General features: G+C 61.9%; 8 protein-coding genes. 5 read left to right on the forward strand and 3 right to left on the reverse strand.

Going from position 1 to position 9,695, the window contains the following annotated elements; all coding sequences use genetic code 11:
• Positions 1-72: 72 nt before the first annotated feature.
• A complete protein-coding gene (locus EWM57_RS17325; RefSeq protein ID WP_165370557.1) occupies positions 73-957 on the reverse strand; it encodes a DUF2167 domain-containing protein in 885 nt (294 codons plus the stop codon).
• A 174-nt stretch (positions 958-1,131) separates the two neighbouring features.
• Here EWM57_RS17325 and EWM57_RS17330 point away from each other — a divergent pair, with 174 nt between their 5' ends.
• Both EWM57_RS17330 and EWM57_RS17335 read left to right on the forward strand, forming a co-directional pair.
• Positions 1,132-2,271: a cystathionine gamma-synthase gene (locus tag EWM57_RS17330; RefSeq protein WP_129922416.1), complete on the forward strand. Its 1,140-nt coding sequence runs from the start codon at positions 1,132-1,134 to the stop codon at positions 2,269-2,271.
• Between the two features lie 156 nt (positions 2,272-2,427).
• Positions 2,428-3,423 carry an MBL fold metallo-hydrolase gene (locus tag EWM57_RS17335; protein ID WP_129922417.1) on the forward strand — a complete coding sequence of 332 codons (996 nt, stop codon included), beginning with the start codon at positions 2,428-2,430 and terminating at the stop codon, positions 3,421-3,423.
• Positions 3,424-3,582: 159 nt separating this feature from the next.
• Here EWM57_RS17335 and EWM57_RS17340 read toward each other — a convergent pair whose 3' ends face one another.
• Positions 3,583-5,127 (reverse strand): hypothetical protein, encoded by a 1,545-nt coding sequence (locus EWM57_RS17340; protein WP_129922418.1) that lies wholly within the window; start codon positions 5,125-5,127, stop codon positions 3,583-3,585.
• Positions 5,128-5,260: 133 nt separating this feature from the next.
• Complete coding sequence (locus tag EWM57_RS17345; protein ID WP_242510122.1) at positions 5,261-6,280, reverse strand: OmpA/MotB family protein; 1,020 nt, start codon at positions 6,278-6,280, stop codon at positions 5,261-5,263.
• Positions 6,281-6,453: 173 nt separating this feature from the next.
• Here EWM57_RS17345 and EWM57_RS17350 point away from each other — a divergent pair, with 173 nt between their 5' ends.
• From EWM57_RS17350 to EWM57_RS17360, 3 genes are all read left to right on the forward strand, one after another.
• Entirely contained in the window at positions 6,454-7,506 is a 1,053-nt protein-coding gene (locus tag EWM57_RS17350; RefSeq protein WP_129922419.1) for a class I fructose-bisphosphate aldolase, read from the forward strand.
• A 144-nt stretch (positions 7,507-7,650) separates the two neighbouring features.
• Entirely contained in the window at positions 7,651-8,544 is an 894-nt protein-coding gene (accD, locus tag EWM57_RS17355) for an acetyl-CoA carboxylase, carboxyltransferase subunit beta (RefSeq protein WP_129922420.1), read from the forward strand.
• A gap of 221 nt (positions 8,545-8,765) precedes the next feature.
• Positions 8,766-9,497 (forward strand): OmpA family protein, encoded by a 732-nt coding sequence (locus tag EWM57_RS17360; protein ID WP_165370558.1) that lies wholly within the window; start codon positions 8,766-8,768, stop codon positions 9,495-9,497.
• Positions 9,498-9,695: the final 198 nt, after the last annotated feature.

A 9,695-nucleotide genomic window follows, 5' to 3' on the forward strand; every position in this document is an offset into this window, starting at 1 on the left:
GCCGGCCCGAAGGTAAAACGAAAGATGGGCCCGAAAGGCTGCATAGTGCCGCCTGGAGCTGCCGTGGAAAGCTTATTCTTCGGCCGTCTTGCCCCCGAAAAAGCGGCGAATAGCAGTCCAGCCGCCCGCCACCAGGGCAATGATTACTTTCCAGAACTTGGCCAGCAGGGCAAAAGCGCCCACCTTGGCCAGCACCTTACCCGCCACCAGGCCCCCGATGCCGTAGGCGGCCACCTCGTCGAGCTTCGGGTCGAAGTCGGCGTACTGCTGGCCCTTGGCAAACTCCACGCTGGTAATGAGAGCGGGAATGGAACGGCGAATTTCGGGCAGCTGGCCCATGCTGCCGACGGCGTTCAGGTTCAGCACGCCCCGCCGCCCGAGCAGGCGCACGTTGTAGTTGAGCGTGTTTTCGGGGCTGGTGCTGAAGCGCAGCTCCTTGGCCCAGTGCAGCACGTTGAGCTTGGCGTCGTAGAAGGGCTTGGCGGCCCAGCCAACGAGCAGCACGCGGCCGTAGCCGTCCTTTTCCCGCTCTTCATTGGCTTCCTCGGTGTCGTTCTGCATTTCCTTGAGCAGGTCGTCGTAGTCGATGTCGGCGGCATCGTCGTCCTGCACGTAGCCGGAGGGGTCGTATTCGACCACGAAAGCCCAGCCGTTGTCGTCGAGCGGGCCTTGGGCCACGGGAAACAGCATGCCCAGCGACTCGCCGTTGGGGTTGCCCCAGAGCTTGGTCAGCACCCGCTCACTTTGCTTGGCGTCGAGGTAGCGGAAACCGGCGGGCACGTTGATGGAGCCCAAGGCATTGGGCAAGGTGATGTGGCCGGTCTGGTAGTGGAGCGTGGCGTGCACCGAGTCGATGTAGGCCTGCTGGCCGGGGTTTAGCGAATCAGCCGGGGCAGGGGCCGCCTGGGTAGTTAAGGTCAGGGCCAGCAGGCCCCACAGCAGTAGAAGTTGTTTCAAAGCAATAAGCGGTTGAGTGTGAATAAGATTTTGCCACCAAGATACTGTCTTTGCCGGGCCAGCCCTAGCGGCGGCCGGAAGTTTGGGCAAAACTTTTCTCTCGTCCGCCTTCTTACCTTTACCGCCCCACTCCGCGTAAACCGTCCTTCTTTTCGACTCCGTAAAACCTCCCCCATGAAATTCGGTACCAAAGCCATTCATGCCGGCGTGCACCCGGACCCCAGCACCGGGGCCATCATGACGCCCATTTTCCAGACCTCGACCTACGTGCAGCGCTCCCCCGGCGACAACAAAGGCTACGAGTACTCGCGCACGCACAACCCCACCCGCACCCAGCTCCAGGACGCCCTGGCCGCCCTCGACAACGGCAAGCACGGCTTGGCTTTCGCCTCAGGCATGGCCGCCATCGACTGCATCGTGAAGCTGCTGCAGCCCGGCGACGAGGTGATTTCGACCAACGACCTGTACGGCGGCTCCTACCGCCTGTTCACCAAGGTGTACGCCACCTACGGCATCAAATTCCACTTCGTGCCCATGCACGACATGACGGCCGTGGAAGCCGCCGTGACCGAGCGCACCAAGCTGATCTGGGTGGAGACGCCCACCAACCCGCTGCTTAACGTTATCGACATTGCCGCCGCCTCGGCCGTGGCCAAGAAAGCCGGCGCCCTGCTCGTCGTCGATAATACCTTCTCCACGCCCTACCTGCAAACCCCGCTGGCGCTGGGCGCCGACATGGTGATGTACTCGCTGACCAAGTACATGGCCGGCCACTCCGACACCGTGATGGGCGCCGTGGTCGTCAACGACGACCAGTTGCACGAGCGGTTGAGCTTCTTCCAGAACGCCTGCGGGGGTACGCCCGGCCCCCAGGACTGCTTCCTGGTGCTGCGCGGCCTCAAAACCCTGCACATCCGCATGCAGCGCCACTGCGAAAACGGCCGCAAGGTGGCTGAGTACCTTAAAAGCCACCCGAAAGTGGGTAAGGTGTACTGGCCCGGCTTCTCGGACCACCCCAACCACGAGGTGGCCGCCAAGCAGATGAACGACTTCGGCGGCATGATTTCCTTTGTGCTCAAAGGCGACGTGAAGGACGATGCCATTGCCGTGCTCGAAAAATTCCAGCTGTTTTCACTGGCCGAAAGCCTGGGCGGCGTTGAAAGCCTCTCGGGCCACCCGGCTACTATGACGCACGCCAGCATTCCGGCCGAAGAGCGCCGCAAAGCCGGCCTGTCGGACTCGCTGATTCGCCTCAGCGTGGGTATCGAAGACGCCGAAGACCTGATTGAGGATCTGAAGCAGGCTATTGGCTAAGCTACCTTCAAAGCTCCGTACTGCACTTCCGCCCGGCCCGTTGGTCGGGCGGTTTTGTTAGGTGGCCGCCGCGGTTTTAAAGTAAACGGCCGCCCCAATCGTCAGTCCCGGTACGCGGCCCGCGTGGGCCGCTAGAGCTTCGGTTAGTTGCACAGCATGAAAACTCCTTCGCAGTTTACGGGTAAGAAATACCTGAATTCGATTCCCACCAGTATGTCGATGGACTACGGGTTGATGGCTCGCCGCTGGCTGACGGGCAAGGAGGAGCGGGAGCCCAAAAAGCCCCTGGGGCCCTTCCGCGCCGACGTAGCCGCCCTGGCCGAGCCCGTGCCCGCCGAGGCGTTGCGCGTCACCTGGTTTGGGCACTCGTCCACGCTCATCGAGCTCGACGGCATGCGCATCCTCACCGACCCGGTGTGGGCCGACCGCGCCTCGCCATCGAAGCTGGTGGGCCCCAAGCGCTTTTTTGCCCTGCCGCTGGCCCTGGCCGATTTGCCGAAACTGGACGCCGTCGTGCTTTCCCACGACCATTACGACCACCTCGACCGGGAGGCCATTAAGGTGCTGGGGCGGACCGGTGTGCCATTTTTCTGCCCCCTGGGGGTGGGCGCCCACCTGCGGCGCTGGGGCGTGCCGGCCGCCCAGATTACCGAGTTGGACTGGTGGCAGGAAGTGCCGCTGGGCACCACGCACCGGCTGGCGGCCACGCCGGCCCGGCACTTTTCGGGCCGGGGCCTGAGCCGCGACAATACCCTGTGGGCTTCCTGGTGCCTGCTCGGGCCCACCCACCGCGTGTTTTTCGGTGGCGACTCGGGGCCGTACGAGCCGGTGTTCCGCGAAATCGGGGCCGCCTACGGACCTTTTGACCTGGTGATGCTGGAAGTGGGCGCCTCCGATGAGCTCTGGGCCGACATCCACATGGGCCCCGACCACGCCCTGGCGGCTCACCGGGCCCTGGGTGGCGGGCCGCTGTTGCCCTTGCACTGGGGCACGTTTAATCTGGCCTTCCACAGCTGGACTGAGCCCGTGGAGCGCCTGCGAGCGGCCGCCGCGCCCGAAGTATGCCTGCTGCTGCCCCGGCCCGGACAACGGGTAAACGTAGCGGATGGGGCCTTGAATTCGGAGTGGTGGCTGAAGCAAGCCCAGCGGTGACCTGGCTTACCGACGGCAGGCGGCTGCGGCATCCTGATGAGCCATACGTTTGGCAAGTTTGGCAGCTATGCCAGCCGGATTGCGGGACAGCCGCAGAAACCTAAAACGGCCGATTCCCGCGGAGGACTCGGCCGTTTTAATTCCAAGAAAAAACATCCGTTACTCGCGGAGCAGGCGGGTTACAAGCTGCCCTTCAGTGGTGCGGGCCAGGTACAGGCCCGGGGCCAGCCCGGCGGCCGGGTGCCAGCTCACGGTGCCATCGGCCTGGCTGGTAAGCTCGGCTACAACCCGGCCCAGGCCATCCACAATCTGGACTACCTGGCGGGCGGGAGTGGCCAGCCGAAACTGGACCTGCTCGCGGAAAGGCGTTGGGTAGGCTGCCAGCTCGGGGCGTAGGCGGCTGGTATGCGCCGCCAGCACCTGGTTAGTGACGAGGAACGTCAGCGTGTGGACCGCGTTGCCATTGGTGGGGCAGGAGTTGTCGGCTACTGCTACGGTGAAGGAATAGCGGCCCAGCGGGAGCGTGGGTGGTACCTGCCAGGTGAGTTGGCCTTGGCCGGGGCCGGTGGCCTGAAACGATGCCCCCGGCACTACGACTCCTACCTGGCTGCTCAGCCGCACCGTTTGGCCGGCGTCGGGGTCAGTACCCTGGAGCTGGAGCATCACGAGCTGACCTGGGGCCACGCGGATAGCCTGATTCAGGGGCTGGGATTGGTTGCCCAGCAAAATGCTGCTCAGCGCCGGGTTGCGGTTGCCGCCACTGTTGTTGCTGAGCACTCGATAGGTGACCTCGCGCGTCACGCGGCCAATATGAGTCCAGGTTGAACCCACGCGGCGGTACTCATCCACGCGCACGACCAGCGCGTAGCTCCCAATGGCCGTGCTGATGGGTTGCGTAATCAAAGCACCGGTAGCGGCGTTCAGCTCGAAGTAAGGTGCCGCCACGCCATTGACGACCCGAAAGGAAAACAGGGGCTGGTCTGCCGAGTACGACCGGGCCGGGTAGGCGACGGACTGCCCGGTAACGGGATCAAAAAAGCTGCCCAACGGATAGGCGGCAAAGCCAATGGGTAGGGGGCAGTCGGCCGGTGTACGTTGCCCCAGAGGCTGCACGGATTGGTAGAGCAGGGAATCTCCATCACTATCAAATGCGCTGAAGCTGTAGTCGTGGGGTTGGTTGGCCGTCAGGTAAGGTAAAGTGGTTGTGGTAAACCTGGGGGAGCTGTTCTGCAGCGCAATCGTATTGTCGAGCATCGCCTCCACGTACATGGCTTTGTCTCTCGAGGTGGTGATATTCAAAAGGTTTTCCGAGCGGTTTTCCATGAAATACCCAATCGACCAGCGGGCTGGGGGCAGCTGAACCAAACCCTGAAACGTGCTAACCAACGCGTAGGCACCCGTATTGCAGCTTGGCAGCGCTTCCCTAGTCACGATGGGATTCTCAAGCCGAGTCTGGAAATTTCCAGGAGCGGTGGGTGAGCAGCCGTTGGTGGTCAGAAATAGGTCGATGGCAACGGTAGCAGACGGGTTGCCCGGATCGGCATAAACCCGAATTGTGAAGCGGTATTGGTAGGGGTTGTTCAAGGTGCCGGCGTACTCGTAGCTTAGGTCGCTGCCCAACAGGTGCGTGGCCCGAGCTGAGAGGGAAGTGCCGAGCGAAAACAGGCTCAGCAATAGCAGGAGAAACAGAAGTCGTGGCCGCATAACAGGTGTCGAAATAGAGTGAATTGTTAAGTAAGGCGCTGACAGTAATGAAGAAAGCAGCCCTAAGGCTGCTTTCTCGGAATGCTATAGAAAAGTACGCCTTTTCGGGCGTAAAGCAAACGGCTACTGCTAGTTACTTGGTCGGCGCGGCCGTAGTGGAGTTGGAGTCCAGAATCTTGAGCAGCTCGTTGAGCTTGGGCGTGAGGATAATTTCGGTGCGGCGGTTCAGGGCCTTGTTGGCCGGCGAGTCGTTGGGGGCCACCGGAATGTACTGGCTGCGGCCCGAGGCCGTGATGCGCTGGGGCTCCACGCCGCCCGCCGTGATGAGGCGGGCAATTTCGGTGGCCCGCAGCACGCTCAAATCCCAGTTGTCCTGCATGGCGGCCGTAGGACGGCTGAAAGCCACGTTGTCGGTGTGGCCTTCCACCACCACGTTCACGTCGGGCTGGGTTTTGAGCACCGCGGCCAGCTGCTTCAGCGCCTCCTGGCCCTTGGGGTCCACCTTGGTCGAGCCCGTTTTAAACAGCAGCTGCTCCGACAACGACACGTACACCTTGCCATCCTTCATCTTCACCTGCAGTTCGGTGCCCTGGAAGCCGCGCAGGGCGTTGCTCACGCTGGCCTTGAGGTCATTGACGGCCTTGTCCTTGTCGGCCAGGGCCTTGGTCAGCTCGGTCAGCTTGGCTTCCCGGAATTGCAGGTCGGCGTTGAGCTTGTCGATTTCGGTGCGGTTCTTTTTCAGCGAGGCATCCAGCTCGCCCAGCTCGGCCTCGCGGCGGGCCAGGTCCTTGGCCACCGTGTTGTAGTCGGCCGACTTGTCGGCCATGGCCCGGTCGGAGTTTTTGAGCAGCTTGTCGTAGGAGTCGGTGAGTTGGGTGTAGAGCGTGCGGGTGCGGCGCAGGGCGTTGCCGTTCTGGGTGGAGTCGGAAATCAGGCGTTTGTTGTTCAGCCGCAGCTCGGTGAGCTCGTCGGTGGCTTTCTGGAGCTCCGTTACGGCTTGGCGCTGCTGCCGCTCAGCTTCGGCCTTGCCCTGCTCGGTGGCCGTCTGGCGGGCGCGCAGATCGTCGTATTTTTTGGAGGTTACGCAGCCTGGCAGCACCGTGGCGGCGGCCAGCGCGGCCGTGGCCACGAACAGAATAGGTTGTTTCTTCACGAAGGACACCGGTTAAAAAAGCGAAGTGGTGACGGCCGGCCCGGGCGGGTCCACCATCCCGCGGCAAGGTAGCGCCCCGCCGCCGCAACTTCCAACCACGGCCCGGTAACGCACCGATTTTCAACCTATATTTGCTTACCCTTCCGGCCGTTTTCACTTCCAACTTCTCCAGAATGGCAACCCAGTCTTTCCCCGTGACGGCCGAAATCGAGGCCCTGCTGCAGCACGAGTGCCGGACCATCGGCCGGGAGTTGCTCCACCTGCCCGGCCCCGACTTTCTGGACCGCTGCTTCGGGCCATCCAACCGCCCGCCGCAGGTGCTGCGCAGCCTCGGGCAGCTCTACAGCCACGGGCGGCTGGGCGGCACCGGTTACCTGAGCATTCTGCCCGTCGATCAGGGCATCGAACATACCGCCGGCTCCTCGTTCGGGCCCAACCCGATGTACTTCGACCCCGAAAACATTCTGAAGCTGGCCCTGGAGGGCGGCTGTAACGCGGTGGCTACCACCTTCGGCACGTTCGGGACCGTGGCCCGCAAGTACGCCCACAAAATCCCGTTCCTGGTCAAAATCAACCACAACGAGCTACTGACTTACCCCAATAAGTTCGACCAGATCATGTTCGGCTCGGTGCAGGAAGCCTGGAACCTGGGCGCCACGGCCGTGGGAGCCACCATCTACTTCGGCTCCGAGCAGTCCAACCGCCAGATCATCGAGGTCAGCCAGGCCTTCGAGCGGGCCCACGAGCTGGGCATGGCCACGGTACTGTGGTGCTACACCCGCAACGACGCCTTTAAGACGGCCGACAAGGACTACCACGTGGCCGCCGACCTCACCGGCCAGGCCAACCACCTGGGCGTGACGTTGCAAGCCGACATTATCAAGCAGAAGCTGCCCGAAAACAACGGCGGCTTCCGCACCCTCAAGTTCGGCAAGACCTTCCCGGCCATGTACGACCAGCTCGCCTCCGACAACCCCATCGACCTAACCCGCTACCAGGTGGCCAACTGCTACCTGGGCCGCATCGGCCTGATTAATTCCGGCGGCGAAAGCCGGGGCGCCACCGACCAGGCCGAGGCCGTGCGCACCGCCATTATCAACAAGCGCGCCGGCGGCCAGGGCCTCATTTCGGGGCGCAAGGCTTTCCAGCGGCCGTTTGCCGAGGGTGTGGCTCTGCTGCACGCCGTGCAGGATGTTTACTTGGATAGCTCCATCACCATCGCCTAACTTGCAGGTCCGAAATCCAGGGAAGCCTGGCGCTGCCAGCAGCGGCCAGCTTTTCTGCCTAACTTCGATAAGCTGGCCGCGGGGAATTCGTTTTCCGTACAGCATTTTCACCCTTCAGCTTCCGGCTGCTAATTTTTCAGAAGAATGTCTTGGTTTAAGCGCGTAGAGAAAGGCATCGTCACCCCGACGGAGCAGAAGAAGGAAACGCCCGACGGCCTGTGGTACAAGTGCCCGGAGTGCAAAACGGTAGCCACGATGGCCGAGCACAAGCGGCTGCTGTACACCTGCGCCAAGTGCAACCACCACGACCGGATCGACTCGGTCGAGTATTTCGAAATCCTGTTTGACGGCAACGAGTTCACCGAGCTCGACGCGGGCCTGAGCTCCGCCGACCCGCTGCACTTCGTCGATACCAAAGCGTATCCGCAGCGCCTGGCCGCCACCCAGAAGTCTACGGGCCTGACCGACGCCGTGCGCGCCGCCCACGGCCAGCTCAACGGCCTCGACCTGGTGGTAGCCTGCATGGACTTCAAGTTTATCGGCGGCTCGATGGGCTCGGTGGTGGGCGAGAAAATTGCCCGCGCCATCGACTATGCCCGCCAGCACCGCATTCCGTTTCTGATGATCAGCAAGTCGGGCGGGGCGCGCATGATGGAGGCTGGCTACTCGCTGATGCAGATGGCCAAAACCTCGGCCAAGCTGGCCATGCTCTCCGAGGCCGGCATCCCCTACATTTCCATGCTCACCGACCCCACCACGGGCGGCGTCACGGCTTCCTTCGCCATGCTCGGCGACTTCAACATTGCCGAGCCCGGTGCTTTGATCGGCTTTGCTGGCCCACGGGTTATCAAGGAAACCATCGGCAAGGACCTGCCGAAAGATTTCCAGAGCGCCGAATTTGTGCTCGAGCACGGCTTCCTCGATTTTATTGTCGACCGCAAGCAGCTCAAGTCCCAACTCACTGACCTGCTGACGATGCTGCAACCCGCGGCCGTCCCCGCCGCGGAGCCCGTGCGCGTGCCCGCTGGCCGCCGCTAAGCAGGATCCGGAGTTTCGGCAAGCTTTTTGGAAAAGCCCATCTATCGCGCATTCGGCGCGGTAGATGGGCATTTTGCTGGACCCCACCGAAAGTAGTAAGCTCGTCCTCAATCAGGTATAGCTTACGGGCTATATTTGGTAAACATTTTGTTGGAAAGTCCAGTAAGCACCTGCAAAAGACCCCGTAACTCCTCCTTTTTCCTTTCACTAATTCCATTCTGATGAAATCTTCCAAATCACTGATGGCCTTATTTATGGCCATGACGCTGTTCTTCGGCTCGTGCGCTACCACCCGCAACCCAAACATTCCGGATGCTAACGGCACGGGCCCCCGCAAAACCGGCATGAGCAAAACGGCCAAGGGCGGCCTGATTGGGGCCGGTAGCGGCGCCGTAGTGGGTGGCGTGCTGGGCCGCGTGATTGGCGGCAAAAACGGTACGGCTGCCGGCGCTATCATTGGGGCTGCCGTGGGTGGTACCGGTGGCGCTCTGATTGGCCGCAAGATGGACAAGCAGGCCGAAGAGCTGCAGCGCGACATGCAGAACGCCAAAGTAGAGCGCGTGGGCGAAGGTATTAAGATCACCTTCGACTCGGGTATCCTCTTTGACACCAACAGCGCCACGCTGCGTCCGGCTTCGATGACGGAAATCCAGAAAATGGCTGCCGTGCTGCAGAAATACCCCGACACGAACGTGCTGATTGAAGGTCACACCGATGCTTCGGGCACCGATGCCATCAACCAGCCCCTGTCGGAGCGCCGGGCCCAGGCCGTGGCAAACTACACCACCAGCCAGGGCGTTGATGCGTCCCGCGTGACGGCTACGGGCTACGGCTCTTCCCAGCCCATTGCCGACAACACCACCGTGGAAGGCAAGCAGGCTAACCGCCGCGTAGAAATTGCCATCTACGCCAACGAAAAGATGAAAAAGGCTGCCGAGCAAGGCCGTCTGTAAGTTTTTCGCAGGCTCTCTCCCTCAAAAAAGACCGCGCCCCGTTGGCGCGGTCTTTTTCGTTGCCGGCCCTCGATGCATTCGGCCGCAAAGGGCGTTTGCTCGAAGTATAAATTAGCTAGTTGATGGTAGCGTTTTTGCACGCCATTAGCCAGTCGTTAGAGAAAAAACGAGAATTATTCTGGCCTGAAAAACAGCTTT

Source organism: Hymenobacter persicinus, assembly GCF_004167665.1.
GTDB lineage: Bacteria > Bacteroidota > Bacteroidia > Cytophagales > Hymenobacteraceae > Hymenobacter > Hymenobacter persicinus.